The organism is Pantoea sp. JZ29, assembly GCF_035190385.1.
GTDB classification, from domain to species: domain Bacteria; phylum Pseudomonadota; class Gammaproteobacteria; order Enterobacterales; family Enterobacteriaceae; genus Pantoea; species Pantoea stewartii.
In genome coordinates this window covers 430757-456699 of record NZ_CP045241.1, presented here as the reverse complement: position 1 = coordinate 456699, position 25943 = coordinate 430757, and the positions used below count along the sequence as shown (strand labels likewise).

General features: G+C 50.9%; 43 protein-coding genes and 1 pseudogene. 3 read left to right on the top strand and 41 right to left on the bottom strand.

Annotated features, from left to right (window positions below; all coding sequences use genetic code 11):
• The first annotated feature begins 1 nt into the window (after position 1).
• Positions 2-1378 (top strand): Trk system potassium transporter TrkA, encoded by a 1377-nt coding sequence (gene trkA, locus GC090_RS02200; RefSeq protein WP_033741512.1) that lies wholly within the window; start codon positions 2-4, stop codon positions 1376-1378.
• 109 nt (positions 1379-1487) lie between these two features.
• Positions 1488-1898, top strand: coding sequence for a large-conductance mechanosensitive channel protein MscL (mscL, locus tag GC090_RS02195; protein WP_006120604.1), 411 nt, complete (start codon positions 1488-1490; stop codon positions 1896-1898).
• Here the strand turns inward: mscL and GC090_RS02190 are convergent.
• From GC090_RS02190 to rpsJ, 30 genes and pseudogenes are all read right to left on the bottom strand, one after another.
• Complete coding sequence (locus tag GC090_RS02190) at positions 1873-2127, bottom strand: alternative ribosome-rescue factor A (RefSeq protein WP_033741514.1); 255 nt, start codon at positions 2125-2127, stop codon at positions 1873-1875. The genes mscL and GC090_RS02190 overlap by 26 nt on opposite strands.
• Positions 2128-2213: 86 nt before the next feature.
• Positions 2214-2581: pseudogene (locus tag GC090_RS02185) on the bottom strand (DnaJ family domain-containing protein).
• Between the two features lie 93 nt (positions 2582-2674).
• Positions 2675-3061 carry a 50S ribosomal protein L17 gene (rplQ, locus tag GC090_RS02180; RefSeq protein WP_009087575.1) on the bottom strand — a complete coding sequence of 129 codons (387 nt, stop codon included), beginning with the start codon at positions 3059-3061 and terminating at the stop codon, positions 2675-2677.
• A gap of 40 nt (positions 3062-3101) precedes the next feature.
• A complete protein-coding gene (locus GC090_RS02175; RefSeq protein WP_033741519.1) occupies positions 3102-4091 on the bottom strand; it encodes a DNA-directed RNA polymerase subunit alpha in 990 nt (329 codons plus the stop codon).
• A gap of 25 nt (positions 4092-4116) precedes the next feature.
• A complete protein-coding gene (gene rpsD, locus GC090_RS02170) occupies positions 4117-4737 on the bottom strand; it encodes a 30S ribosomal protein S4 (RefSeq protein WP_006120599.1) in 621 nt (206 codons plus the stop codon).
• Between the two features lie 32 nt (positions 4738-4769).
• The gene (gene rpsK, locus GC090_RS02165; protein WP_004160563.1) at positions 4770-5159 is read right to left on the bottom strand and encodes a 30S ribosomal protein S11; all 390 of its coding nucleotides are present in this window, start codon (positions 5157-5159) and stop codon (positions 4770-4772) included.
• A 16-nt stretch (positions 5160-5175) separates the two neighbouring features.
• Complete coding sequence (rpsM, locus tag GC090_RS02160) at positions 5176-5532, bottom strand: 30S ribosomal protein S13 (RefSeq protein ID WP_003850176.1); 357 nt, start codon at positions 5530-5532, stop codon at positions 5176-5178.
• 144 nt (positions 5533-5676) lie between these two features.
• Entirely contained in the window at positions 5677-5793 is a 117-nt protein-coding gene (gene rpmJ / locus GC090_RS02155) for a 50S ribosomal protein L36 (RefSeq protein ID WP_004160566.1), read from the bottom strand.
• A 32-nt stretch (positions 5794-5825) separates the two neighbouring features.
• Positions 5826-7157 carry a preprotein translocase subunit SecY gene (gene secY, locus GC090_RS02150; RefSeq protein WP_006120598.1) on the bottom strand — a complete coding sequence of 444 codons (1332 nt, stop codon included), beginning with the start codon at positions 7155-7157 and terminating at the stop codon, positions 5826-5828.
• 7 nt (positions 7158-7164) lie between these two features.
• Positions 7165-7599 (bottom strand): 50S ribosomal protein L15, encoded by a 435-nt coding sequence (gene rplO, locus GC090_RS02145; RefSeq protein WP_009087579.1) that lies wholly within the window; start codon positions 7597-7599, stop codon positions 7165-7167.
• A 3-nt stretch (positions 7600-7602) separates the two neighbouring features.
• Positions 7603-7782 (bottom strand): 50S ribosomal protein L30, encoded by a 180-nt coding sequence (gene rpmD / locus GC090_RS02140; protein ID WP_003850166.1) that lies wholly within the window; start codon positions 7780-7782, stop codon positions 7603-7605.
• A 5-nt stretch (positions 7783-7787) separates the two neighbouring features.
• The gene (rpsE, locus tag GC090_RS02135; protein WP_006120595.1) at positions 7788-8288 is read right to left on the bottom strand and encodes a 30S ribosomal protein S5; all 501 of its coding nucleotides are present in this window, start codon (positions 8286-8288) and stop codon (positions 7788-7790) included.
• Positions 8289-8302: 14 nt separating this feature from the next.
• Entirely contained in the window at positions 8303-8656 is a 354-nt protein-coding gene (gene rplR / locus GC090_RS02130) for a 50S ribosomal protein L18 (RefSeq protein WP_003850163.1), read from the bottom strand.
• 9 nt (positions 8657-8665) lie between these two features.
• Positions 8666-9199, bottom strand: a complete 534-nt coding sequence (rplF, locus tag GC090_RS02125) for a 50S ribosomal protein L6 (RefSeq protein WP_033741521.1) — start codon at positions 9197-9199, stop codon at positions 8666-8668.
• A 12-nt stretch (positions 9200-9211) separates the two neighbouring features.
• Positions 9212-9604, bottom strand: coding sequence for a 30S ribosomal protein S8 (gene rpsH / locus GC090_RS02120; RefSeq protein ID WP_006120593.1), 393 nt, complete (start codon positions 9602-9604; stop codon positions 9212-9214).
• Between the two features lie 32 nt (positions 9605-9636).
• A complete protein-coding gene (rpsN, locus tag GC090_RS02115; RefSeq protein WP_006120592.1) occupies positions 9637-9942 on the bottom strand; it encodes a 30S ribosomal protein S14 in 306 nt (101 codons plus the stop codon).
• Positions 9943-9956: 14 nt separating this feature from the next.
• Complete coding sequence (gene rplE, locus GC090_RS02110) at positions 9957-10496, bottom strand: 50S ribosomal protein L5 (protein ID WP_006120591.1); 540 nt, start codon at positions 10494-10496, stop codon at positions 9957-9959.
• A gap of 14 nt (positions 10497-10510) precedes the next feature.
• Positions 10511-10825 (bottom strand): 50S ribosomal protein L24, encoded by a 315-nt coding sequence (rplX, locus tag GC090_RS02105; protein ID WP_003850150.1) that lies wholly within the window; start codon positions 10823-10825, stop codon positions 10511-10513.
• Between the two features lie 10 nt (positions 10826-10835).
• The gene (gene rplN / locus GC090_RS02100) at positions 10836-11207 is read right to left on the bottom strand and encodes a 50S ribosomal protein L14 (protein ID WP_006120590.1); all 372 of its coding nucleotides are present in this window, start codon (positions 11205-11207) and stop codon (positions 10836-10838) included.
• Between the two features lie 168 nt (positions 11208-11375).
• Positions 11376-11630 (bottom strand): 30S ribosomal protein S17, encoded by a 255-nt coding sequence (gene rpsQ / locus GC090_RS02095; RefSeq protein ID WP_006120589.1) that lies wholly within the window; start codon positions 11628-11630, stop codon positions 11376-11378.
• A complete protein-coding gene (gene rpmC, locus GC090_RS02090; protein WP_006120588.1) occupies positions 11630-11821 on the bottom strand; it encodes a 50S ribosomal protein L29 in 192 nt (63 codons plus the stop codon). Before rpmC ends, rpsQ begins: the two co-directional genes overlap by 1 nt.
• Positions 11821-12231, bottom strand: coding sequence for a 50S ribosomal protein L16 (gene rplP / locus GC090_RS02085; RefSeq protein WP_002438716.1), 411 nt, complete (start codon positions 12229-12231; stop codon positions 11821-11823). The genes rpmC and rplP overlap by 1 nt, the downstream gene beginning before the upstream one ends.
• 11 nt (positions 12232-12242) lie before the next feature.
• Positions 12243-12941: a 30S ribosomal protein S3 gene (gene rpsC, locus GC090_RS02080; protein ID WP_006120587.1), complete on the bottom strand. Its 699-nt coding sequence runs from the start codon at positions 12939-12941 to the stop codon at positions 12243-12245.
• Between the two features lie 17 nt (positions 12942-12958).
• Positions 12959-13291: a 50S ribosomal protein L22 gene (rplV, locus tag GC090_RS02075; RefSeq protein ID WP_002919773.1), complete on the bottom strand. Its 333-nt coding sequence runs from the start codon at positions 13289-13291 to the stop codon at positions 12959-12961.
• Between the two features lie 13 nt (positions 13292-13304).
• Positions 13305-13583: a 30S ribosomal protein S19 gene (rpsS, locus tag GC090_RS02070; protein WP_001138115.1), complete on the bottom strand. Its 279-nt coding sequence runs from the start codon at positions 13581-13583 to the stop codon at positions 13305-13307.
• 16 nt (positions 13584-13599) lie between these two features.
• Complete coding sequence (rplB, locus tag GC090_RS02065; protein ID WP_006120586.1) at positions 13600-14421, bottom strand: 50S ribosomal protein L2; 822 nt, start codon at positions 14419-14421, stop codon at positions 13600-13602.
• A 17-nt stretch (positions 14422-14438) separates the two neighbouring features.
• Positions 14439-14741 carry a 50S ribosomal protein L23 gene (gene rplW, locus GC090_RS02060; protein WP_006120585.1) on the bottom strand — a complete coding sequence of 101 codons (303 nt, stop codon included), beginning with the start codon at positions 14739-14741 and terminating at the stop codon, positions 14439-14441.
• Complete coding sequence (gene rplD / locus GC090_RS02055; protein ID WP_006120584.1) at positions 14738-15343, bottom strand: 50S ribosomal protein L4; 606 nt, start codon at positions 15341-15343, stop codon at positions 14738-14740. The genes rplW and rplD overlap by 4 nt, the downstream gene beginning before the upstream one ends.
• A gap of 10 nt (positions 15344-15353) precedes the next feature.
• Positions 15354-15983, bottom strand: coding sequence for a 50S ribosomal protein L3 (gene rplC / locus GC090_RS02050; protein WP_006120583.1), 630 nt, complete (start codon positions 15981-15983; stop codon positions 15354-15356).
• 32 nt (positions 15984-16015) lie between these two features.
• Positions 16016-16327 carry a 30S ribosomal protein S10 gene (gene rpsJ / locus GC090_RS02045; RefSeq protein ID WP_006120582.1) on the bottom strand — a complete coding sequence of 104 codons (312 nt, stop codon included), beginning with the start codon at positions 16325-16327 and terminating at the stop codon, positions 16016-16018.
• Between the two features lie 401 nt (positions 16328-16728).
• Here rpsJ and GC090_RS02040 point away from each other — a divergent pair, with 401 nt between their 5' ends.
• Positions 16729-17502 carry a prepilin peptidase gene (locus tag GC090_RS02040; RefSeq protein WP_133745896.1) on the top strand — a complete coding sequence of 258 codons (774 nt, stop codon included), beginning with the start codon at positions 16729-16731 and terminating at the stop codon, positions 17500-17502.
• On the opposite strand, the gene bfr is transcribed toward GC090_RS02040, so the two are convergent.
• From bfr to fkpA, 11 genes are all read right to left on the bottom strand, one after another.
• Positions 17489-17962 (bottom strand): bacterioferritin, encoded by a 474-nt coding sequence (gene bfr, locus GC090_RS02035; RefSeq protein ID WP_006120580.1) that lies wholly within the window; start codon positions 17960-17962, stop codon positions 17489-17491. The two genes, GC090_RS02040 and bfr, sit on opposite strands and share 14 nt — an antisense overlap.
• A 106-nt stretch (positions 17963-18068) precedes the next feature.
• A complete protein-coding gene (gene bfd / locus GC090_RS02030) occupies positions 18069-18263 on the bottom strand; it encodes a bacterioferritin-associated ferredoxin (RefSeq protein WP_033741530.1) in 195 nt (64 codons plus the stop codon).
• Between the two features lie 177 nt (positions 18264-18440).
• Entirely contained in the window at positions 18441-19625 is a 1185-nt protein-coding gene (gene tuf / locus GC090_RS02025; RefSeq protein ID WP_006120578.1) for an elongation factor Tu, read from the bottom strand.
• Positions 19626-19693: 68 nt separating this feature from the next.
• Positions 19694-21808 (bottom strand): elongation factor G, encoded by a 2115-nt coding sequence (fusA, locus tag GC090_RS02020; protein WP_006120577.1) that lies wholly within the window; start codon positions 21806-21808, stop codon positions 19694-19696.
• A gap of 93 nt (positions 21809-21901) precedes the next feature.
• A complete protein-coding gene (gene rpsG, locus GC090_RS02015) occupies positions 21902-22372 on the bottom strand; it encodes a 30S ribosomal protein S7 (protein WP_006120576.1) in 471 nt (156 codons plus the stop codon).
• A gap of 96 nt (positions 22373-22468) precedes the next feature.
• Complete coding sequence (rpsL, locus tag GC090_RS02010; protein WP_006120575.1) at positions 22469-22843, bottom strand: 30S ribosomal protein S12; 375 nt, start codon at positions 22841-22843, stop codon at positions 22469-22471.
• Between the two features lie 128 nt (positions 22844-22971).
• The gene (gene tusB / locus GC090_RS02005; RefSeq protein ID WP_033741532.1) at positions 22972-23259 is read right to left on the bottom strand and encodes a sulfurtransferase complex subunit TusB; all 288 of its coding nucleotides are present in this window, start codon (positions 23257-23259) and stop codon (positions 22972-22974) included.
• Between the two features lie 9 nt (positions 23260-23268).
• Positions 23269-23628, bottom strand: a complete 360-nt coding sequence (gene tusC / locus GC090_RS02000; protein ID WP_033741534.1) for a sulfurtransferase complex subunit TusC — start codon at positions 23626-23628, stop codon at positions 23269-23271.
• Positions 23628-24014: a sulfurtransferase complex subunit TusD gene (gene tusD / locus GC090_RS01995; protein WP_006120572.1), complete on the bottom strand. Its 387-nt coding sequence runs from the start codon at positions 24012-24014 to the stop codon at positions 23628-23630. Before tusD ends, tusC begins: the two co-directional genes overlap by 1 nt.
• A complete protein-coding gene (locus GC090_RS01990; RefSeq protein ID WP_054632986.1) occupies positions 24014-24736 on the bottom strand; it encodes a helix-turn-helix transcriptional regulator in 723 nt (240 codons plus the stop codon). The genes tusD and GC090_RS01990 overlap by 1 nt, the downstream gene beginning before the upstream one ends.
• Before the next feature lie 158 nt (positions 24737-24894).
• Positions 24895-25731 carry an FKBP-type peptidyl-prolyl cis-trans isomerase gene (fkpA, locus tag GC090_RS01985; protein ID WP_006120570.1) on the bottom strand — a complete coding sequence of 279 codons (837 nt, stop codon included), beginning with the start codon at positions 25729-25731 and terminating at the stop codon, positions 24895-24897.
• Positions 25732-25943 lie beyond the last annotated feature (212 nt).

Sequence of the window (25943 nt, the reverse complement as noted above, 5' to 3'; positions counted from 1 at the left end):
GATGAAAATCATCATTCTTGGTGCTGGCCAGGTTGGAGGCACACTGGCCGAAAATCTGGTTGGCGAAAACAACGATATAACAGTTGTTGATACAGATTCAGCACGTTTACGTCAGTTACAGGATAAATTTGATTTACGTGTTGTGCAGGGTCATGGTTCCCACCCACGGGTTCTCCGTGAGGCGGGCGCGGAAGACGCCGATATGCTGGTCGCCGTTACCAGCTCTGACGAAACCAACATGATAGCCTGTCAAATCGCGTATTCGCTCTTCAACACGCCAAATCGTATCGCCCGTATACGTGCGGCTGACTATCTGCGCGATGCGGATAAGCTTTTTATCCCCGAAGCAGTGCCTATCGACCATCTGATTTCGCCTGAGCAACTGGTTATCGACAATATTTACCGCCTGATTCAATATCCGGGCGCGTTGCAGGTAGTTAATTTTGCTGAAGGCAAAGTGAGCCTCGCAGTCGTGAAAGCCTATTACGGTGGCCCCCTGGTGGGCAATCCATTGTCGATCCTGCGCGATCACATGCCCCATATCGATACGCGCGTAGCAGCGATTTTTCGTCAGGACCGCCCTATCCGGCCACAGGGCTCCACCATTATCGAAGCCGGTGATGAAGTTTTCTTCATTGCCGCCAGCCAGCATATTCGTGCGGTAATGAGTGAAATGCAGCGCCTGGAAAAGCCTTATAAACGCATCATGTTAGTAGGCGGCGGCAACATTGGCTTTGGCCTGGCGCAAAAGCTCGAGAAAAACTACAGCGTGAAACTTATTGAGCGCAATCCCCAGCGCGCGGCCGAACTGGCTGAACAGTTGCACGACACGGTGGTCTTTTACGGTGATGCCTCCGATCAGGAACTACTGGCGGAAGAGCATATTGAGCAGGTGGATTTGTTTATCGCCGTCACCAACGATGACGAAGCCAATATCATGTCTGCCATGCTGGCCAAAAAAATGGGCGCCAAGAAAGTTATGGTGCTGATTCAACGCCGTGCTTATGTCGATCTGGTCCAGGGCAGCGTCATTGATATCGCCATTTCACCCCAGCAGGCGACCATCTCGGCCTTACTGGGACATGTGCGCAAAGCCGATATTGTGGGTGTCTCGTCATTACGTCGAGGCATTGCCGAAGCCATCGAAGCCATCGCGCATGGCGACGAAACCACATCGCGCGTTGTGGGACGGTCAGTTGATGATATCAAGCTGCCACCCGGCACACTGATTGGTGCTGTGGTGCGCGGCGACGATGTGATGATAGCGAATGACAATCTGCGTATTGAACAGGGCGATCACGTTGTGATGTTTTTAACCGATAAAAAGTTTGTGCCGGACGTCGAGCGCCTGTTCCAGCCCAGTCCGTTTTTCCTATAACACATAAAAAGCCAGCACTGACATGTCAGTGGCTTATTGTACGTGGTTAATGGCAAATATTGTGAGCTTTGTTAAACTTTATGGCATTGGCTAAGGCAAGGAGAGAAGTATGAGTTTATTCAAAGAGTTTCGTGATTTTGCGATGCGCGGCAACGTGGTTGATCTGGCCGTCGGTGTGATTATCGGTGCGGCATTCGGTAAGATTGTTTCATCACTGGTCGCGAACATCATTATGCCACCGCTGGGCTTGCTGATTGGCGGCGTTGATTTCAAATCGTTTAGCTGGGTGCTTAAACCTGCCGTCGGCAACACACCGGCTGTGGTTATGGAATATGGTATTTTCCTGCAAACCGTATTTGATTTCATCATTGTTGCTTTTGCTATCTTTATGGCGATTAAGCTGATGAACAAACTGTATAAGAAGAAAGAAGTAGAAAAACCGGCACCTAAGCCTACAAATGAAGAACTGCTTCTGACAGAAATCCGCGATTTACTCAAACAACAGAATACGAAAATCTAAAATAAAAAGCCGCTCTGAAGCGGCTTTTTTGTGTCTGTAAAGCAGAAGGCCAGTGATAAACGGCTTGCTTATCACTGGCCTCCCAGCCTTTCGCATGTTTTTCTTTACGCCGGTAACTGCCTTTGCCTTTTTGTTTTTCTTCAACACGTTGCCTGAACAGCGGGTCGTGTAACAATGCCTGTAAGGCGTTATCCTGTATTTGTCCTTTCGTATGACGGTATCTGGACATAACTTCTCCGGTTGAGTAATGGAATAATGCGGTGAAAAGATGAAGCAAACTCATTATACGCGCACAACAGCGACAAAAAATACACCTTAATCGGGCACGAGTTTGGTCTTAATCGCACGACCATATTCCCCTTCAAGAAAATCAGTGCGCATACCGGCCTGGCTCAGCCTTATCTTCAGTTGCCGTAATCGTTGTGTCTGGATCAGCGCCTCTGGATCGTCAGGATCTAAATGCTGTAAAAGATCGCTGACCTGAAGTGCTTCGCGGCGCAGCTCAAGTTCGGGGGAAGAAAACCTGCATTTTTTAACAGTCGGTATCCTGCTCGTAGTTCAGGTGGAACCTGACTGTCGTCTTCGAGATTCAGCGGTGCGCCTTCGCCCGGCAGATCACTCAGCTCACCTTTCTCCTGCGCGGCTTTAATATGCTGTTCTGCAAGCTGATCAATTAACCACATTGTTCACCTCCTTCATAACACCACAAGCGTAGCAGACGCAAAATGACAGGCAATAAAAAACCCGCCGAAGCGGGTTTTTCACGTTGCAACAGATTACTCTGCTGCAGCTTCTGCTTGAGCTTCTGGACGATCAACCAGCTCGATGTATGCCATCGGAGCGTTGTCACCAGCGCGGAAGCCACACTTCAGAATGCGAGTGTAACCACCTGCACGGCTCGCGAAACGCGGGCCTAACTCATTAAACAGTTTTGCCACGATCTCGTTATCACGAGTACGGGCGAATGCCAGACGACGATTAGCTACGTTGTCGGTCTTGGCAAGAGTAATCAGCGGCTCAACTACGCGGCGCAACTCTTTGGCTTTCGGCAGAGTCGTCTTGATGATCTCGTGACGAACCAGAGAGCCAGCCATGTTGCGGAACATAGCCTGACGATGGCTGCTGTTGCGGTTCAGTTGACGACCACTCTTACGATGGCGCATGACCTTATCCTTCTCAGTGAAACCTTAACCTGTGATCGGGTTATTCATCAGCAATGCTTGCCGGTGGCCAGTTTTCCAGGCGCATGCCCAGAGACAGACCACGTGAGGCCAGCACATCTTTAATCTCGGTAAGAGATTTTTTACCAAGGTTAGGCGTTTTAAGCAGCTCAACCTCAGTACGCTGTACCAGATCACCGATGTAGTGGATAGCTTCTGCCTTAAGGCAGTTAGCAGAGCGGACAGTCAATTCCAGATCGTCAACAGGGCGCAGCAGGATCGGATCGAATTCTGGTTTCTCTTCTTTCACTTCTGGCTGACGTACATCACGTAAGTCAACGAAAGCTTCCAGTTGTTCTGCCAGGATGGTCGCCGCACGACGAATCGCCTCTTCAGGATCGATTGTGCCGTTGGTTTCCATTTCGATGACCAGCTTGTCCAGGTCGGTGCGCTGCTCTACACGCGCTGCTTCAACATTGTAGGCGATACGGTCTACAGGGCTGTAGCAAGCGTCGACCAGCAGACGGCCGATTGGGCGCTCATCTTCTTCCGAATGAATTCGGGCAGAAGCCGGCACATAACCACGACCACGCTGAACTTTGATACGCATGCTAATAGATGCGTTGTCATCGGTCAGATGGCAGATCACATGCTGCGGCTTGACGATTTCGACATCACCATCATGGGTAATGTCGGCTGCAGTCACAGGGCCAATGCCAGATTTATTCAAGGTAAGAATAACTTCATCTTTGCCCTGAACTCTTACCGCCAAACCTTTAAGGTTGAGCAGGATTTCCAGGATATCTTCCTGTACACCCTCTTTGGTGCTGTACTCATGCAGTACACCATCAATTTCAACCTCGGTCACCGCGCAACCCGGCATTGATGAAAGCAGAATACGGCGCAGCGCGTTACCAAGAGTATGGCCAAAGCCACGCTCTAAAGGCTCAAGGGTCACCTTGGCGTGCGTCGAACTCACTTGCTCGATATCTACCAGGCGCGGTTTTAGAAACTCTGTCACAGAACCCTGCATTGTGTCCTCTCTTTGGTACTAAGCTTTACTTAGAGTAAAGCTCGACGATCAGGTGTTCGTTAATGTCCGCAGACAGATCAGTACGTTCAGGAATACGTTTGAACACACCTTCCATCTTAGCTGCATCAACTTCCAGCCAGGTTGGCTTTTCACGCTGCTCAGCCAGCTCCAGAGCGGCCTTCACGCGAGATTGCTTTTTGGCTTTCTCACGGATGCTAACGACATCATTCGGAGATACCTGATAAGAAGCGATGTTAACAACGCGACCATTTACCAGAACAGACTTATGGCTGACCAGCTGACGTGCTTCCGCACGCGTGGCACCAAAGCCCATACGATAAACGACGTTGTCCAGACGGCCTTCCAGCAGAGCCAACAGGTTTGCACCGGTGTTGCCTTTCAGACGTGCTGCTTCTTTGTAATAGTTACGGAACTGACGCTCAAGCACACCGTAGATACGACGAACTTTTTGCTTTTCACGTAACTGACCGCCGTAGTCAGACAGACGTGGCTTGCGCGCACCGTGCTGACCAGGGGCTTGTTCAATCTTACACTTGGAATCAATCGCGCGAACGCCAGACTTAAGGAATAAGTCAGTGCCCTCACGACGGCTCAGCTTGAGCTTAGGACCCAAATATCTTGCCATTTTCTTTCTCCAACTAACCTAAAAAACGGACGTTATACGCGACGTTTTTTCGGCGGACGACAACCGTTGTGAGGGATCGGAGTCACATCAGTAATGTTCGTGATGCGGAAACCAGCGGCGTTCAGAGCACGAATCGTTGATTCGCGGCCTGGACCCGGACCCTTAACCATAACTTCCAGGTTCTTAATACCGTAATCTTTTACAGCTTCTGCACAGCGCTCTGCAGCGACCTGAGCAGCAAACGGCGTAGATTTACGTGAACCGCGGAAACCGGAACCACCGGCGGTTGCCCAACCCAGTGCGTTACCCTGACGATCAGTAATGGTAACGATGGTGTTGTTAAAAGACGCATGGACATGAGCCACGCCATCTGAGACTTGTTTTCTTACACGCTTACGTGCACGAACTGGTGCCTTTGCCATTATTTACTCACCCCGATTATTTCTTGATCGGTTTACGCGGACCCTTACGGGTACGTGCGTTGGTCTTGGTGCGCTGACCGCGAACCGGAAGACCACGACGATGGCGCAAACCACGGTAGCAACCAAGGTCCATCAGACGCTTGATGCTCAGGGTGATTTCACGGCGCAGATCACCTTCAACAACGAATTTAGCAACTGCATCACGCAGCTGATCAATTTGTTCTTCAGACAGCTCACTGATCTTAACATTTTCAGCAATACCCGTTGAAGCGCAAATGGCTTTAGAACGAGTTTTACCAATACCGAAGATCGAAGTTAATGCGATAACGGTATGTTTCTGATCAGGAATGTTAATGCCTGCTATACGGGCCACTATGCACTCCTACTATTTAATATGTACGCACCATGCTGAAAAGCCCGTTTTCAGGATACTCAAATGGAAACGTACAGACATACAAAAGATTGGCTGGCTAATCTAGCCAGCTCAACCCGACTTTGCAAGAAAAATATGTGAAAATCAGCCTTGGCGCTGTTTATGCTTTGGCTCGGCGCTGCAGATCACACGAACGACACCGTCGCGACGAATGATTTTGCAGTTACGACATAATTTCTTGACGGAAGCACGAACTTTCATTTTTACTCTCCGTAACTTCTCAACCACCTGAATTAACGGCCATAGCCCTTCAGGTTAGCTTTCTTCAATGCAGACTCGTACTGACTTGACATCATCAGAGTTTGCACTTGAGCCATAAAGTCCATGATGACGACCACTACGATAAGCAGCGATGTACCGCCAAAGTAGAAAGGAACTTTCATCGCATCACGCATGAACTCCGGGATAAGGCAAATAAAGGTAATGTAGAGGGCACCGATTAAGGTTAACCGTGTCATTACTTTATCGATATATCTCGCCGTTTGCTCTCCCGGACGAATTCCCGGTACGAATGCACCAGACTTCTTCAGGTTATCTGCTGTTTCACGCGGGTTGAAAACCAACGCCGTGTAGAAGAAACAGAAGAAGATGATAGCAGTCGCATAGAGTAGCACATAAAGCGGCTGTCCTGGCTGCAAATACATCGAAATTGTTGTCAGCCAGTTCCAACCGGTACCGCCCCCGAACCACGATGCAATCGTTGCCGGGAACAGAATAATGCTGGAAGCGAAGATTGCCGGGATAACCCCTGCCATATTCACTTTCAACGGTAAATGTGTGCTCTGTGCAGCGTAAACGCGACGACCTTGTTGACGTTTCGCATAGTTCACCACGATGCGGCGTTGACCACGCTCAACGAAAATAACAAAGAAGGTCACTGCAAATACGAGAACTGCAACCAACAGCAACAGAAGGAAGTGCAGGTCACCTTGCCGCGCTTGCTCGATGGTATGGCCAATGGCCGGCGGAAGTCCCGCAACAATACCCGCGAAGATAATGATCGAGATACCGTTACCGATACCACGTTCAGTAATCTGTTCGCCCAGCCACATCAGGAACATTGTCCCGGTAACCAGACTTACAACAGCGGTAAAATAGAATGCAAAGCCTGGATTCATTACCAGGCCTTGCATACCAGGCATATTCGGCAAACCGGTAGCAATACCGATCGACTGGAATATGGCCAATACCAACGTACCGTAACGGGTGTACTGGCTAATCTTACGACGGCCAGCCTCCCCTTCTTTCTTGATTTCTGCTAAGGCAGGATGAACCACCGTTAACAGCTGGATAATAATAGATGCCGAAATATACGGCATGATACCCAGAGCAAAAATAGAAGCACGGCTGAGAGCACCACCAGAGAACATATTAAACATTTCAATGATGGTGCCACGCTGTTGCTCAAGCAGTTTGGCAAGTACAGTGGCATCAATACCAGGGATTGGAATGAAAGAGCCAATGCGGAAGACAATCAGTGCACCGATAACAAACAGCAGTCTGCGTTTCAGTTCACCAAAGCCACCTTTGGCACTTTGAAAATCTAATCCCGGTTGTTTAGCCATCTGCTACTTATTCCTCGATTTTACCGCCAGCAGCTTCGATTGCAGCACGAGCACCTTTGGTGACACGCAGGCCGCGAACCGTCACCGGTGCAGAAACTTCACCAGACAGAATGACTTTAACGAACTCAATCTGGACACCGACAATGTTAGCTGCTTTCAGCGCGTTCAGGTCGACGATACCGCCTTCAACTTTCGCCAGATCAGACAGACGAATCTCTGTGGTGATCATTGCTTTGCGAGAGGTGAAACCGAACTTCGGCAGACGACGGTACAGAGGCATCTGACCACCTTCGAAACCGCGACGTACGCCACCGCCAGAACGTGAGTTCTGACCTTTGTGACCACGACCACCGGTTTTTCCGAGGCCAGAACCGATACCACGACCCAGACGCTTGGTAGCGTGCTTAGACCCTTCGGCCGGAGACAGAGTATTTAAACGCATCTCTTACTCCTCCACTTTAACCATGTAGGAAACCGCGTTGACCATGCCGCGTACAGCTGGCGTGTCTTCACGCTCTACGGTATGACCAATACGACGCAGACCCAGGCCAACCAGAGTGGCTTTATGCTTAGGCAAGCGGCCGATTGAACTACGGGTTTGAGTGATTTTAATAGTCTTTGCCATCGTGATTACCCCAGAATTTCTTCAACGGATTTACCACGCTTAGCAGCGACCATTTCCGGAGACTTCATATTGCCCAGGCCGTCAATAGTTGCACGAACCACGTTAATCGGGTTAGTAGAACCATAGGCTTTTGCCAGAACGTTATGTACTCCAGCGACTTCCAGAACGGCGCGCATTGCACCACCGGCGATGATACCGGTACCTTCTGAAGCCGGCTGCATGAACACACGGGACCCAGTGTGCGCACCTTTAACAGGGTGCTGCAGGGTGCCGTTGATCAGCGCGACATTAACCATGTTGCGACGGGCTTTCTCCATCGCTTTCTGGATCGCTGCTGGAACTTCACGCGCTTTACCGTAACCAAAACCAACGCGGCCGTTACCATCACCCACTACAGTCAGTGCGGTGAAGGAGAAAATACGACCACCTTTTACAGTTTTAGATACACGGTTTACCGCGATCAGTTTTTCCTGCAGTTCGCCAGCTTGTTTCTCGATGTGTGCCATCTTAGACCTCTACCTTAGAACTGAAGGCCAGCTTCACGGGCAGCATCTGCCAGTGCCTGGACGCGACCATGATATTGGAAACCGGAACGGTCGAAAGAAACACCAGTGATGCCTTTTTCGATTGCGCGTTCTGCAATAGCTTTACCTACAGCAGCTGCGGCTTCTTTATTACCGGTATACTTCAGTTGTTCAGTGATAGCTTTTTCTACAGTAGAAGCAGCAACCAGAACTTCGGAACCGTTCGGGGCGATTACCTGTGCGTAAATGTGACGCGGGGTACGATGTACCACCAGGCGAGTAGCACCCAGCTCTTTGAGCTTGCGACGTGCACGGGTCGCACGACGGATACGAGCAGATTTCTTATCCATAGTGTTACCTTACTTCTTCTTAGCCTCTTTGGTACGCACGACTTCGTCGGCGTAACGGACACCCTTGCCTTTATAAGGCTCAGGACGACGGTAGGCGCGCAAGTCAGCTGCAACCTGGCCGATCACCTGCTTATCAGCGCCTTTCAGCACGATTTCAGTCTGAGTCGGACACTCTGCAGTGATACCCGCGGGCAGCTGGTGATCAACTGGATGAGAAAAGCCCAGAGACAGGTTAACTACGTTGCCTTTAACGGCAGCACGATAACCAACACCAACCAGCTGCAGCTTCTTAGTGAAGCCTTCGGTAACACCGATAACCATTGCGTTCAGCAGCGCGCGAGAAGTACCCGCCTGCGCCCAGCCGTCAACATAACCTTCGCGCGGAGCGAAAGTCAGGGTGTTGTCAGCATGCTTAACTTCAACAGCATCATTGATAGTACGAGTCAGCTCGCCGTTTTTACCTTTAATCGAAATTACCTGACCGTTGAGTTTTACCTCTACGCCGGCAGGAACAACGACAGGTGCTTTAGCAACACGAGACATAGTATCCTCCGATTACGCTACGTAGCAGATAATTTCGCCACCAAGACCAGCCTGGCGCGCTGCACGATCAGTCATAACACCTTTCGATGTAGAAATGACAGCGATACCCATACCAGCCATTACCTTTGGCAGCTCATCTTTTTTCTTATAGATGCGCAGGCCGGGACGGCTTACTCGCTGAATGCTTTCTACAACCGCTTTACCCTGGAAATACTTAAGAGTCAGTTCCAGTTCCAGCTTGGTGTCGCCTTCGATTTTAAAATCTTCAATAAAGCCTTCTTCCTTCAGCACGTTGGCAATTGCCAATTTCAGCTTGGAGGAGGGCATGGTGACCGCAACTTTGTTCGCGGCCTGACCGTTACGGATACGGGTCAGCATATCCGCGATCGGATCTTGCATGCTCATCTGTGTTACTCCCGTGATTCAATTGGTGACAATTACCAGCTAGCCTTTTTCAGACCCGGGATTTCACCGCGCATTGCGGCTTCACGGACCTTGATACGGCTCAACCCAAACTTCCGCAGGAAACCGTGCGGACGACCTGTTTGACGGCAGCGGTTACGCTGACGTGAAGGGCTGGAATCACGCGGCAGACTCTGCAGCTTGAGAACGGCATCCCAACGGTCTTCGTCGGAAGCGTTCACATCAGAAATGATCGCTTTCAGTTCAGCGCGTTTTGCGAAGAATTTGTCTGCTAATTTCACACGCTTAACTTCGCGTGCTTTCATAGATTGCTTAGCCATTAAGTAACCCTACCTTACTTACGGAACGGGAAGTCAAAGGCAGCCAGCAGAGCACGGCCTTCATCATCAGATTTCGCAGTAGTGGTAATGGTAATATCCAAACCACGAACGCGATCGACTTTGTCGTAGTCGATTTCTGGGAAGATGATCTGCTCACGTACACCCATGCTGTAGTTGCCACGACCATCGAATGACTTAGCGGACAGGCCACGGAAGTCACGGATACGCGGTACAGCAATGGTGATCAGACGCTCAAAGAACTCCCACATGCGTTCGCCACGCAGAGTTACTTTACAGCCGATCGGATAGCCCTGACGGATTTTGAAGCCTGCAACTGATTTGCGTGCTTTGGTGATCAACGGTTTTTGACCGGAGATTGCTGCCAGGTCAGCTGCTGCGTTATCCAGCAGTTTCTTGTCAGCGATCGCTTCACCAACACCCATGTTCAGGGTGATCTTCTCGACCCGAGGGACTTGCATGACAGAATTGTAGCCGAACTCAGACATGAGTTTCTGGACTACCTCGTCTTTGTAGTAATCATGCAGTTTCGCCATCGTACTACTCCAAATTACTTGATAGTTTCGCTATTAGATTTGAAGAAACGGACTTTTTTACCGTCTTCGAATCTAAAGCCTACACGGTCAGCCTTACCGGTTGCCGCATTGAAGAGAGCAACGTTAGAAACCTGAATTGCAGCTTCTTTTTCAACGATGCCGCCTGGTTGGTTCAGAGCCGGAACAGGCTTCTGATGTTTCTTAACCAGGTTGATACCTTCAACGATGACCTTGCCAGAAGACAGGACGTTCTTAACTTTACCGCGCTTACCTTTATCTTTACCGGTTAACACGATAACTTCGTCGTTACGACGGATTTTAGCTGCCATTGTTCGCTCCTTAGAGTACTTCTGGTGCCAGAGAGATAATTTTCATGAACTTTTCAGTACGAAGTTCACGAGTTACCGGCCCAAAAATACGCGTACCGATAGGCTGCTCGCTGTTATTGTTTAAAATAACGCATGCATTACCATCGAAGCGAATGACAGAACCGTCCGGGCGACGAACACCCTTCCTGGTGCGCACCACTACCGCCTTCAGGACATCACCTTTTTTAACTTTACCACGTGGAATTGCTTCCTTGATGGTAACTTTAATGATGTCGCCGACGCCTGCGTAGCGACGGTGCGAGCCACCCAGAACCTTGATACACATTACGCGACGTGCACCGGAGTTGTCGGCGACGTTCAGCATAGTCTGTTCTTGGATCATTTCAGTGCTCCGCTAATGTCAACTACTACTTCGGGACCTAGACCTCAGGTCGATTGAAAGCCCCATAATTGAGGGCGCGGCATTATAACACCGGTTCTCGCAGATGGGTAGAAAAAATGAACGGCTCTTTCGAGCCGTTCATTAGATTTTTAAAGAGGGCAAATTCTATTACAGAATTGCTTTCTCTACAACGCGAACCAGTGTCCAGGACTTAGTCTTAGACAGTGGACGGCATTCGCGGATTTCTACCACGTCGCCGATTCCACATTCGTTGTTCTCGTCATGGATGTGCAGCTTAGTCGTACGCTTAATGAATTTTCCATAGATTGGATGCTTCACGAAACGCTCGATAGCAACAACAGCAGATTTCTGCATTTTGTCACTAACAACACGACCCTGCAGAGTACGGATTTTATCGGTCATTACGAACCCGCCTTCTCAGTCAGTAAAGTCTTAACGCGTGCAACATCACGGCGAACCTGCTTCAGCAGATGAGACTGCTGCAGTTGACCAGATGCTGCCTGCATGCGCAGGTTAAATTGCTCACGCAGCAGATTAAGCAGCTCAGTGTTCAGCTCTTCAACGCTTTTTTCACGCAGCTCTGTTGCTTTCATTACATCACCGTCTTAGTTACAAAGGTGGTTTTGATAGGCAGTTTTGCTGCTGCCAGCTTGAATGCTTCACGGGCCAGCTCTTCTGGTACGCCGTCCATTTCATACAGGACTTTACCAGGCTGGATCAGGGCAACCCAATACTCAACGTTACCCTTACCTTTACCCATACGCACTTCCAGCGGCTTCTCGGTGATCGGTTTGTCCGGGAATACACGGATCCAGATCTTACCTTGACGCTTAACTGCACGGGTCATAGCACGACGTGCTGCTTCGATCTGACGGGCAGTCAGACGACCACGGCCAACAGCTTTCAGACCGAAAGTCCCGAAGCTAACATCCGTACCCTGCGCCAGACCGCGGTTGCGGCCTTTGTGCACTTTACGGAATTTCGTACGCTTTGGTTGTAACATAGCGACTCTCCTTACTTACGGCCTTTACGCTGCTGCTTTTTAGGTTGAGCAGCCGGTTCCGGTTGTTCAACAGCAGCCATACCACCCAGGATCTCGCCTTTGAAGATCCATACCTTAACGCCGATTACACCATAAGTGGTGTGCGCTTCAGAGGTGTTGTAGTCAATGTCAGCACGCAGAGTGTGCAACGGCACGCGACCTTCACGGTACCATTCGGTACGTGCGATCTCGGCGCCGCCCAGACGGCCGCTAACTTCAACTTTGATACCCTTCGCGCCCAGACGCATGGCGTTCTGAACCGCACGCTTCATAGCACGACGGAACATCACACGACGCTCCAGCTGTGAAGTGATGCTGTCAGCAACCAGTTTTGCGTCCAGTTCCGGTTTACGGACTTCGGCGATATTGATCTGTGCAGGAACGCCAGCGATTTTCGCGACGACCGTGCGCAGTTTTTCTACGTCTTCACCTTTCTTACCGATCACGATGCCAGGACGAGCGGTGTGAATGGTCACACGGATGCTCTTAGCTGGACGCTCGATAACGATACGAGATACAGACGCCTTAGCCAGTTCCTTAGTCAGGTACTGACGTACTTTAAAGTCGCTGTCCAGGTTGTCAGCGAATTCTTTGGTGTTCGCAAACCAGGTAGAGTTCCATGGTTTTACAATACCCAGGCGAATACCATTAGGATGTACTTTCTGACCCATTGCTAGTCTCCAGAGTCTCAGCGATCGGACACAACCACAGTAATGTGGCTGGTGCGCTTCAGGATGCGATCTGCACGACCTTTTGCACGCGGCATAATGCGCTTCATGCTTGGGCCTTCGTCGACGAAAATTTTCGCGACTTTCAGATCGTCGATATCAGCGCCATCGTTGTGTTCAGCGTTAGCAATGGCAGATTCCAGAACTTTCTTGACCAGTACAGCCGCTTTCTTGTTGGTGTAGGTCAAAATGTCCAGTGCCTGCGACACTTTCTTACCGCGGATCAGGTCAGCAACAAGGCGAACCTTCTGAGCAGAAGAACGAGCGTGGCGATGTTGAGCTAAAGTTTCCATCTCTTCCTCCTACTTATTTCTTCTTGGCTTTTTTATCAGCCGCGTGACCGCGATAAGTACGTGTCGGCGCGAATTCACCCAGTTTGTGACCAACCATTTCGTCGGAAACAAAGACAGGAACGTGCTGACGACCATTATGGACAGCGATGGTCAAACCGATCATGTTAGGAAAGATCGTTGAACGACGGGACCAAGTGCGCAAAGGCTTCTTGTCACCGCTTTCCACCGCTTTCTCTACCTTCTTCAGCAAGTGCAGGTCAATAAAAGGACCTTTCTTGAGAGAACGTGGCATGGCTTATCCTCTAATATTATTTGCTACGGCGACGTACGATAAATTTATCGGTACGCTTGTTGCTACGGGTCTTCTTACCTTTGGTCTGAACGCCCCACGGAGTTACCGGGTGCTTACCAAAGTTACGACCTTCACCACCACCGTGCGGGTGATCTACTGGGTTCATCGCGGTACCACGAACGGTCGGACGAACACCACGCCAACGGGTTGCACCAGCTTTACCCAGAACGCGCAGCATATGCTCAGCGTTACCGACTTCGCCCAGTGTAGCGCGGCAGTCAGCTTCGACTTTACGCATTTCACCTGAACGCAGACGCAGGGTAACGTAGGAACCTTCACGCGCAACGATCTGCACGTAAGCACCGGCTGAGCGAGCAATCTGACCGCCTTTGCCTGGTTTCATTTCTACGTTGTGAACGGTAGAACCCACCGGGATGTTACGCATCGGCAGTGTGTTACCTGCTTTGATCGCAGCATCAACGCCAGACTGAATCTGGTCGCCGGCTTTCAGGCCTTTAGGGGCCAGGATGTAACGGCGTTCGCCGTCTTTGTACAGAACCAGTGCGATGTTCGCAGAGCGGTTCGGATCGTACTCAAGACGTTCAACGGTTGCCGGGATACCATCTTTGTTGCGTTTGAAGTCAACCAGACGGTAAGCCTGCTTATGACCACCACCGATGTGACGGGTAGTGATGCGACCGTTGTTGTTGCGGCCACCGGATTTGCTGTTTTTTTCCAGCAATGGAGCAAACGGCTTGCCCTTGTGCAACTCTGGGTTCACCACTTTAACGACGTGGCGACGACCCGGAGATGTCGGTTTACATTTAACAACTGCCATTGTCTTTCTCCTCCGACTTACTCAGCGCCGCCGACGAAGTCCAGATTCTGGCCTTCCTTCAGGGTGACGTAAGCTTTTTTCCAGTCGCTACGACGACCGATACGCTGTCCGTGACGCTTAACCTTACCTTTAACTACCAGGGTGTTAACGTCTTTAACTTCTACTTCGAACAGTTTCTCAACAGCAGCAACGATCTCTGCTTTAGTCGCGTCTTTAGCTACTTTGAGTACGATGGTGTTGGTTTTTTCCATCGCGCTAGATGCCTTTTCAGATACGTGCGGCGCGCGCAGTACTTTCAGCAGACGTTCTTCACGGATCATGCCAGCATCTCCTCAACTTGCTTAACTGCATCAGCAGTCATAACGACTTTGTCGAAGGCGATCAGGCTAACTGGGTCGATACCCGCTGCATCACGCACGTCAACCTTGTACAGGTTACGCGCAGCCAGGAACAGATTCTCATCCAGTTCGCCGGTGATGATCAGCACGTCTTCCAGCGCCATGTCTTTCAGCTTCTGTGCCAGCAACTTGGTTTTCGGTGCTTCAACAGAGAACTGCTCGACAACGATCAGACGATCTTGACGTACCAGTTCGGACAGGATGCTTTTCAGCGCGCCGCGGTACATCTTTTTGTTAACTTTTTGACTGTGGTCTTGTGGCTTAGCAGCAAAGGTCACGCCACCTGAACGCCAGATCGGGCTCTTTACAGAACCTGAACGCGCACGGCCGGTGCCTTTCTGACGCCAAGGCTTTTTGCCTGAACCGGTTACTTCAGCGCGAGTTTTCTGCGCGCGAGTACCCTGGCGGGCGCCTGATGCGTAAGCAACAACAACCTGGTGAACCAGCGCTTCGTTGAAATCACGACCGAAGGTAGTTTCGGAAACAGTCAGCGCGCTCTGCGCGTCTTTCAATACTAATTCCATTGCTATCCCCTTACGCCTTCACAGCTGGTTTAACGATCAGGTCGCTACCGGTAGCACCGGGAACTGCACCTTTAACCAGCAGCAGGTTGCGCTCAGCGTCAACACGTACTACGTCCAGGCTCTGAACAGTTACGCGCTCATTACCCAGCTGACCTGCCATTTTCTTGCCTTTGAACACTTTGCCCGGAGTCTGGTTCTGACCGATAGAACCCGGAACGCGGTGAGACAAGGAGTTACCGTGGGTTGCGTCCTGGGTACGGAAGTTCCAGCGCTTAACGGTACCTGCGAAACCTTTACCTTTAGAGGTGCCAGTTACGTCTACTTTTTTAACGTCAGCGAAAATTTCAACGCTGATGCTCTGACCTACAGAATACTCATCACCTTCAGCGGTGCGGAATTCCCACAGGCCACGGCCAGCTTCTACGCCAGCTTTAGCAAAATGACCAGCTTCAGGTTTGGTCACACGGTTTGCTTTTTTAGCACCGGTGGTAACCTGAATTGCCTGGTAACCATCGTTCTCCAGGCCTTTGACCTGAGTAACGCGGTTCGCTTCAACTTCGATTACGGTTACTGGGATAGATACGCCATCTTCAGTGAAGATGCGGGTCATACCCACTTTTTTACCGACTAAACCAATCATTGTTTCAACCTCTCAATCGCTCGATGACCTGATTAACCCAGGCTGATCTGCACGTCAACACCGGCAGCCAGGTCCAGACGCATCAGAGCATCAACGGTTTTTTCAGTTGGCTCAACGATGTCTACCAGACGCTTGTGAGTGCGAATTTCGTACTGGTCACGCGCATCTTTGTTAACGTGCGGAGAGATCAGAACGGTAAAGCGCTCTTTGCGGGTCGGCAGCGGGATCGGACCACGTACCTGCGCACCAGTGCGCTTGGCAGTCTCGACGATTTCCGCGGTTGATTGATCGATCAGACGATGATCAAACGCTTTAAGACGGATACGGATTCTTTGGTTCGACATGAGACCAAGGCTCCAAACATTTTATAGACGAAAAAAATTACTACTCGAACCCATTACGATTGATGGGAGAGTGTAATCGTTCAGCATATAACTCCACAGTTGGGAGTATTGTCAGACGGCCCAACAAACTGCCGTCTGCGATTCAGCTCGAATCGCGCCTGCCAATATCGGCAGGCCCGCGCATTATACGTAGATTTGCTCAGGAAGCAACCCACGATGCACATTTGCCACATAAAACTGTGTTTAACGCTTTTGTGTACGTCTGCACAGAAGCCCTGCAGGACGGATGTCTTCGCCCCTTTTTTTCTGGGCGCGGTTTTCCATTCTCTTTTTCTCATCCGCGACGCAGAGGACGCGTTCAGACAGACTCAGTCATCACATCAGGTTAACCGGAGGTCATCGTGTTGCTCATCATCGTTGCTGTCTCCCTGTCAGGCGGCGCGCTTGGCAGCTTTCTCGCCCTGGCCTGTCAACGTTTTAATACGTCCGCTTCACCACGTCGCTGGCTGCAGTCATTGTGGACGCCGCCTTCCCACTGTAGTTACTGTCGCCGCACGATCCTGTGGCACGACAGCGTTCCGCTGATAAGCTGGCTGTGGTTGCGGGGGCACTGTCGGTTTTGTTCGCATCCGGTCGGTTTGCTGCCCGTGCTGTTTGAGCTGACAGGCGCCCTGCTCTGCCTGTTGCTGGCTTACCTGTTTTACGACAATCTCATTCATGCGCTGTTTCCGCTTCTGGCTTCCTGTTTGCTCCTCGTCCTTGCGGCCATCGACCAGCGCCACTTCCTGCTGCCAGATGTTCTCACCCACGCGCTCCTGTGGCTGGGTCTTTCACGTTTCATGTTCTTTCAGCCACTCACGGTCAGTTCGGCCATCGGTGGCGTCATGTTTGGCTATGGTTCACTTTGGTTGCTTGCCGGAATTTTTCAACAGGTTACGCGGCGGAAAGGATTAGGTTGTGGGGATATCAAACTGTTTGCCGCACTGGGCGCATGGTGTGGTTGGCAGGCCCTGCCCTTCATTGCCCTGACTGCCTGTACGACAGCCTTGATCGCTTTCGGCGCGCTGCGGATAAGGAACCGGGCGTGGTACCTGAACAGCCCGCTTCCCTTTGGTCCTTTCCTGGCCGTCGCGGGCTGGGGAGTTATCGTTAGTCAAAGCCTTACTCTTCTTTGATTTGCGCCTGCAGGTAATTCTGAATGCCCATCTTACTAATGAGATCAAGCTCGGTTTCAATCCAGTCGATATGGTGCTCCTCATCTTCGAGGATGGCGATCATCATATCGCGGCTTACGTAATCATGAACTTTATCCGCATAGGCGATGGCTTCTCGCAGGTCTTTTGCGCCTTCGAGTTCAAGATTGAGATCGGACTGCAACATCTCCCCGACATCTTCTCCAATCCTGAGTCGCCCCAGATCCTGTAGATTAGGAATGCCTTCAAGAAACAGAATACGTTCGATGTATTTATCCGCATGCTTCATTTCATCTATGGACTCATGGTACTCAACGTCGTTAAGACGCATCAGTCCCCAGTTTTTGAACATCCGTGCATGTAAGAAGTACTGGTTTATTGCAACCAGTTCATTCCCCAACAATTTATTGAGATGACTTATGATTTTCGCATCGCCCTTCATTTCGCTTCCTCCGCTCATGTTTATTTGAGCGTAGATGCGGTTAAAAAGAAGTCAAAAAAACGCGATGAAAATTGTGGGTATTATCAAGTCGGTGGTGTGTGTGCGTTTACGCGATTTCTTTATATTGCGGAGCGTGCTGCATCTCTTCATCCATAATCGCGCGGGCATCCCGAATACATTTTCCACATTGCTTTCCCACGGGCACGATTTGGCGCAACTGCTGGATAGATTTGGGCTGATAACGGCGCACGACTTCACGGAGCGTTTTGTCACTGATGGCATTACACAGACAGACGTACATTTATTCATCACCCGGTCTATTTCGTGCGCACAGTGTAAATGCGAATCGTTTTTATTTCAAACCTACCTTTTGTGAGGAGAAAGCCTGCGTGATTAAATGACAGGCATAAAAAAAGAGCACCGAAGTGCTCTTTTTATTTTGCAGTGGCCACTCATGTGGCCACATCAGAGATCACAATTAAGCGATAACTTTAGCAACAACGCCCGCGCCAACGGTACGGCCACCTTCGCGGATTGCGAAGCGCAGACCTTCGTCCATTGCGATTGGGTGAATCAGGGTAACAACCATTTTGATGTTGTCGCCTGGCATAACCATTTCAACGCCTTCTGGCAGCTCTACTGAACCGGTCACGTCAGTGGTACGGAAGTAGAACTGTGGACGGTAGCCCTTGAAGAACGGAGTATGGCGGCCACCTTCGTCTTTAGACAGAACGTAAACTTCTGACTCGAACTTGGTGTGTGGCTTGATGGTGCCTGGCTTCGCCAGAACCTGACCACGCTGGATGTCTTCACGCTTGATACCGCGCAGCAGAACACCACAGTTTTCGCCTGCCTGACCCTGGTCCAGCAGTTTGCGGAACATTTCAACACCGGTACAGGTTGATTTCGCCGTATCTTTGATACCCACGATTTCAACTTCGTCGCCGACTTTAACAACACCGCGCTCAACACGACCGGTTACTACAGTACCACGGCCAGAGATTGAGAATACGTCTTCGATTGGCAGCAGGAACGGCATGTCGATAGCACGAACCGGATCCGGGATGTAGTTGTCCAGGTGGTTAGCCAGCTCAACGATCTTCTCTTCCCACTCTGGGTTGCCTTCCAGCGCTTTCAGTGCTGAACCGCGAACGATTGGAGTGTCGTCGCCCGGGAAGTCGTACTGTGACAGCAGGTCACGGACTTCCATCTCAACCAGCTCCAGCAGCTCTTCGTCATCAACCATGTCACACTTGTTCAGGAACACGATGATGTAAGGAACGCCTACCTGACGACCCAGCAGGATGTGCTCACGGGTCTGCGGCATTGGGCCGTCAGTCGCAGCAACAACCAGGATCGCGCCGTCCATCTGCGCAGCACCGGTGATCATGTTTTTCACATAGTCGGCGTGGCCCGGGCAGTCAACGTGTGCATAGTGGCGAGACGGGGTTTCATACTCAACGTGTGCAGTGTTGATGGTGATACCACGTGCTTTTTCTTCAGGGGTGCTGTCGATCTGGTCGAACGCACGCGCCTGGCCGCCGTTGGTTTTAGCCAGAACGGTGGTGATTGCTGCAGTCAGGGTGGTTTTACCGTGGTCAACGTGACCGATGGTGCCCACGTTTACGTGCAGTTTGTTACGTTGAAATTGCTCTTTCGCCATGGCGATATTCCTTACGTTATGCCTTCATCACCCGGGATGAAGGCATCAGTTCAAATTTAAACCGTAGCTTATTTGCTACGAGCTTCAATAACGGCCTGCGCAACGTTGTTCGGTGCGTCGTCATACTTCAGGAACTCCATGGAGTACGAAGCACGACCTTTGGTCAGAGAGCGCAGCTGAGTTGCATATCCGAACATTTCAGACAGTGGAACTTCAGCGTGGATCTGAACGCCAGTAGCGTTAGATTCCTGCCCTTTGAGCATACCACGACGACGGCTAAGGTCACCGATTACGTCACCGGTGTTCTCTTCTGGGGTTTCAACTTCAACCTTCATGATAGGCTCAAGCAGAACAGGCTGCGCTTTCTTAAAGCCATCTTTAAAGGCAATAGACGCGGCCAGTTTAAACGCCAGTTCAGAGGAGTCAACGTCATGGTAAGAACCGAAGTGCAGACGAACACCCAGATCCACAACCGGATAACCTGCCAGTGGGCCTGATTTCAACTGCTCCTGGATACCTTTATCAACGGCTGGGATGAATTCGCCAGGAATTACACCACCTTTGATATCGTTGACAAATTCGTAACCTTTCGGGTTCGAACCTGGCTCCAGCGGGTACATGTCGATAACAACATGACCGTACTGACCACGACCACCAGACTGCTTGGCGTGTTTACCTTCGATACCGGTAACTTTAGAGCGGATAGCTTCACGGTAAGCAACCTGTGGTTTACCCACGTTCGCTTCAACGTTGAATTCACGCTTCATACGGTCAACGATGATATCGAGGTGAAGTTCACCCATACCAGCGATGATAGTCTGGTTAGACTCTTCGTCAGTCCATACGCGGAATGACGGGTCTTCTTTCGCCAGACGACCCAGAGCCAGACCCATTTTTTCCTGGTCAGCTTTGGTTTTCGGCTCAACGGCGATAGAAATTACCGGCTCAGGGAATTCCATACGCTCCAGAATGATTGGCGCGTTTGGATCACACAGGGTATCACCAGTGATAACGTCTTTCAGGCCGATCGCAGCGGCGATGTCACCTGCGCGAACTTCGCTGATTTCTTCACGTTTGTTAGCGTGCATCTGAACGATACGACCGAAACGCTCACGTGCAGATTTCACGGAGTTCAGAACGGTATCGCCTGAGTTAACTACACCAGAGTAAACGCGGAAGAACGTCAGGTTACCCACGAATGGGTCAGTTGCGATCTTAAACGCCAGAGCAGAGAACGGCTCTTCATCACTTGCGTGACGCTCAGCTGGGGTATCTTTACCATCGTCCAGCATACCGTTGATTGCCGGTACGTCGGTCGGGGCTGGCAGATACTCAACAACCGCATCCAGCATTGCCTGAACACCTTTGTTCTTAAATGCAGAACCACAGGTCACCAGGATGATTTCGTTTTTCAGCACGCGCTGACGCAGCGCTTTTTTGATCTCTTCTTCAGTCAGCTCTTCACCGCTGAAGAATTTCTCCATCAGCTCTTCAGAGGCTTCTGCTGCAGCTTCGATCAGCTTGCCGCGCCATTCTTCAGCCAGTTCTTGCAGGTTAGCTGGGATCTCTTCGTAATCGAAGGTCACGCCCGCATCCTGGTCGTTCCAGTTGATGGCTTTCATTTTGATCAGGTCAACAACGCCGGTGAAGTTTTCTTCAGCGCCGATAGCGATCTGCAGCGGAACCGGAGTCGCGCCCAGACGAGATTCGATCTGACCAACTACTTTCAGGAAGTTTGCACCCATGCGGTCCATTTTGTTAACGAACGCAATGCGTGGAACTTTATATTTGTTAGCCTGACGCCATACGGTCTCAGACTGTGGCTGAACACCACCTACAGCACAGTAAACCATTACTGCGCCATCGAGCACACGCATGGAACGTTCTACTTCGATGGTGAAGTCAACGTGTCCCGGGGTGTCGATGATGTTGATGCGGTGTGGCTCAAACTGCTTAGCCATACCTGACCAGAACGCGGTCGTTGCAGCAGACGTGATGGTAATACCACGTTCCTGCTCCTGTGCCATCCAGTCCATGGTCGCTGCGCCATCATGCACTTCACCGATTTTGTGGTTAACACCGGTGTAGAACAGGATACGCTCGGTAGTAGTGGTTTTACCGGCGTCGATGTGTGCGCTGATACCAATATTACGGTAGCGCGCAATGGGTGTTGTACGAGCCATTTTATTCCTCGGTTTTTAGGACGTTCAAAGTTAGTCGACCCCAGCGGGTTGGCTGTTTGAGCGCCCGCTGGTTTAACAACAACTACGCAGCTGTTACCAGCGGTAGTGAGCGAACGCCTTGTTGGCTTCAGCCATACGGTGAACGTCTTCACGTTTCTTAACTGCAGTACCTTTGTTTTCTGCAGCGTCAGAAAGTTCGTTCGCCAGGCGTAAAGCCATAGATTTATCACCGCGTTTACGAGCAGCTTCTACGATCCAACGCATTGCCAGGGCATTACGACGAACCGGACGGACTTCAACTGGAACCTGATAGGTTGAACCACCAACGCGACGTGACTTAACTTCGACAGTCGGACGCACGTTTTCGAGAGCAACCTCAAAAGCTTCCAGGCCATCTTTACCAGCACGTTGAGCCAGGGTCTCAAGTGCGGTATAGACGATAGATTCAGCAGTAGATTTTTTACCATCTACCATCAGGATATTTACAAATTTAGCCAGCAGCTCTGATCCGAACTTAGGATCCGGCAGAATTTTACGCTGACCAATGACGCGACGACGTGGCATGGAAATACTCCGTTGTTAATTCAGGATTGTCCAAAACTCTACGAGTTTAGTTTGACATTTAAGTTAAAACGTTTGGCCTTACTTAACGGAGAACCATTAAGCCTTTGGCTTCTTCACGCCGTACTTGGAGCGTGACTGCTTACGGTCTTTAACACCTGAGCAGTCCAGCGCGCCACGAACGGTGTGGTAACGCACACCTGGCAGGTCTTTAACACGACCGCCACGGATCAGGATCACGGAGTGTTCCTGCAGGTTGTGACCTTCACCACCGATGTAGGAGGTGACTTCAAAACCGTTAGTCAAACGCACACGGCAAACTTTACGCAGTGCTGAGTTTGGTTTTTTAGGAGTGGTGGTGTACACACGGGTACAAACGCCACGTTTCTGCGGGCAAGCTTCCAGCGCCGGCACGTTGCTCTTTGCAACTTTGCGGACGCGTGGTTTGCGAACCAGCTGGTTAACTGTTGCCATTAAATAGCTCCTGGGATTTAGCTTTTTGCTTCGTAAACACGTAATAAATCACCTCGTAGAATTACGAGGAGGCAGAATTTTAGGGCTGTGTCAAAAAGGTGTCAAGAAATAACCAGGGGGCCAACGCATTACCAGGCCATTTGTTGTTGATGTTTTACCGTTAGCGCAACGAAAAAAGTATAGTCCACAGACTGCACAACAGGGGAAATTTGCGTGCTCAGCCCCCGGGCATTCAGGTCATCTTCCAGTGCCCAGAGCTTCGCCCCTGAGGCGCGAAGCTGTTCCAGCGCCCTGCTGCCCTCAATCGCCGCCAGTACGCCATCCTGCAGCAAGAGCAGGTCATCCTCCGGCATAAGCAGTCGGGTCAGGCTTTCGATGTCGCTGTAAGTCGGTGAGTGAAATAACGTATGCAGCATTAGGTGCTCTTAAAAAGTCAAAATACGGTCATAGCCTGCGAGTTTTTGCCGCAGGGCCGACGCATCTAAAATTTCGGCATCCAGAATGCGTGGCGCATTTTCCGCTAAACCGCGCGACTGCAGCGACGCCCTGCACAGATAACACTGGTCGATATCATACAGCGCCAGCACGCCGAAGGTAGCGGCATAATGCCGGCTGTGAATATTTTCCGGCTGTTGCTCACTGTTAAGCTGCAGAACGCCATCTCCAATAAAAAACAGGCCGATATCGTCACTCAACGCGCCGGTGGCCAGCACCGCATCTAACCCTTCACGTCCCGCACTGCTGCCATGTGGGGCTCGGGTGAATACAAACGCGACACGCTTCATCAGAACTGCACCATCCGCTCGCAACGCAGCGCCGCTTCCGCCAGCGCACCTAAGCCGGCCAGGGTAAAACCGGGCTGAAGATTCGCGCCCGGCAGCGCAAGCCGTGAGGCTTCCTGCGCATCCGTCACGCCGCGCCGGAGTGCGGCCGCCACGCAAATGTTCAGCGCCACGCCATGCGCCTGATGAAGCGACTGCCAGGCACGAACAAGATCGAATTCGTCACTGGCGGGCGCGCTAAGCTGATTGGCGTTCAGCACCCCTTCCCGATAAAAAAAGACGCTTTCCAGCTGGTGTCCCGCTGCCAGCAGCGCGTTGGCAAACAGCAGGGCGCTGGTCGCCTGCTGCGTACCATAGGCCGGACCGGTGACAAGAAGCGCATAGCGCATTAACGATCCTGCCCCTGAAAGTCACCGTTTTTAAACTGGCGGATGTACAGGTACACGGTATGTTTGGAAATATTTAAGCGCTCGGCGACCTGATTGATGGCGTCTTTGATATCGAAAATCCCTTTTTCATACAGATTCAATACGATCTGACGGTTCTTGGCATTATTCGAGACGTTACGGTCGGCGCTCACTTCTTCAATCGTAAATTCCAGCGTCTGCATGACCAGGTCATCGACCGAACTGGCAAAGTTCACATTGGAATCGACCTGCTGCATCTCTGGCGGCAGAAACGTCGACATGATCTGTGAAAACGGAACGTCGAGGTTCATGTTGATACACAGCAAGCCAATCACCCGCTGCTGGCGATTACGAATCGCAATCGTGACGGACTTCATCAGCACACCACTTTTCGCGCGGGTAAAATAAGCGCGGGAGACGTTGCTGTCTGCACCCTGCATATCATGCAGCATGCGCAAGGCTAAATCCGTGATGGGCGAGCCCACTTTACGCCCTGTATGCTCGCCGTTAGCAATACGCACGGCCGAACAGTTTAAATCTTCCAGTGAGTGAAGGACGATTTCACAATGCGAGCCGATCAACATGGCAAGACCATCTACAACGGCCTCATACGATTTTAAAATATCGTAATCAGTTTGCTCGAACGGATGCTGCTCCAGAAGATCGAAGTCGCTCAGTTCACCGGGATTGAATGGATTAGACATTGAAGACATCACCCTACATGGCTGGAGCCTGTCACAGCGGCTACGGGCAGACTCAATATTGGGATAGTTATGCAGGCGATAGTCTGGCAAATGTCGCGGGGTTATGCCAGAGGTTTGTCATAAAGAGAAACCGCCACCCGAAGGTGGCGGCAGACAGATTACTGGGATTTCTTCGCGTCAGCAGCAGGTGCCTGCGTTTTTTCATCCGCTTTTGGTGCCGGTTTGATATCAAGCAGCTCAACGTCAAACACCAGCGTGGAGTTAGCCGGGATGCCCGGAACACCGTTTTTACCGTATGCCAGGTTTGGTGGGATAACCAGCTTGATCTTACCGCCTTTCTTAACGTGCTTCAGGCCTTCAGTCCAGCCTGGAATCACGCCGTCAAGACGGAAAGACAGGGGCTCACCGCGCGTGTAAGAGTTATCAAACTCGGTGCCGTCGATCAGGGTACCTTTGTAGTTTACAACGACTGTATCGCTGTCTTTTGGTGCCTCACCGGTCCCTTCTTTCTCAACCTTATACAGCAGACCACTTTCGGTCTTCTTCACGCCGCTCTCTTTAGCAAACTTAGCGCTGTAAGCTTCACCCTTCTCGGCATTTTCTTTTGCGTCTTTTTCCATCTTGGCTGACGCCGCGCCTTTCACGCGGGCTTCGAACGCCTGCAGGGTTTGCTCGATTTCTTCGTCAGACAGCTTGCTCTTGCCGCCAAACGCGTCCTGAACACCGGCAATCAGTTGCTGCTTGTCCAGCTTGATGCCCAACTTCTCCTGTTCTTTCAGGGAGTTGTCCATATAACGGCCCAGTGACGCACCCAAAGCGTATGCAGATTGCTGATCTTCATTTTTGAAGGCGGCATTTTTTGGAGCCTGAGGAGCAGACTGTGGAGCATCGGCAGCGGCCGGAGCTGCTGCTGTTTCTGCAGCCATTGCCAGCGGAGCATTCAGCGCGACGGCCATGGTGGTAGCTAACAATGTGACTTTAAACAGTGATTTCATCCTTTCTCCAAAACCGAAGCCTCTCACCTCGGGAATCATTGCGGACTGAGGGCCCACACTATAACTTTACGTGGCAGTGACGAACACTCCCACAACGTAATTATCTGGTCTACTTCCGACCTTTTTTGCATCAGGAAGTTTCACCAGAGATGATGTCATCTGACCCTTTTTCAAGCTAAACACCAAATAAAAGCGAATAAATAGGGCAATTC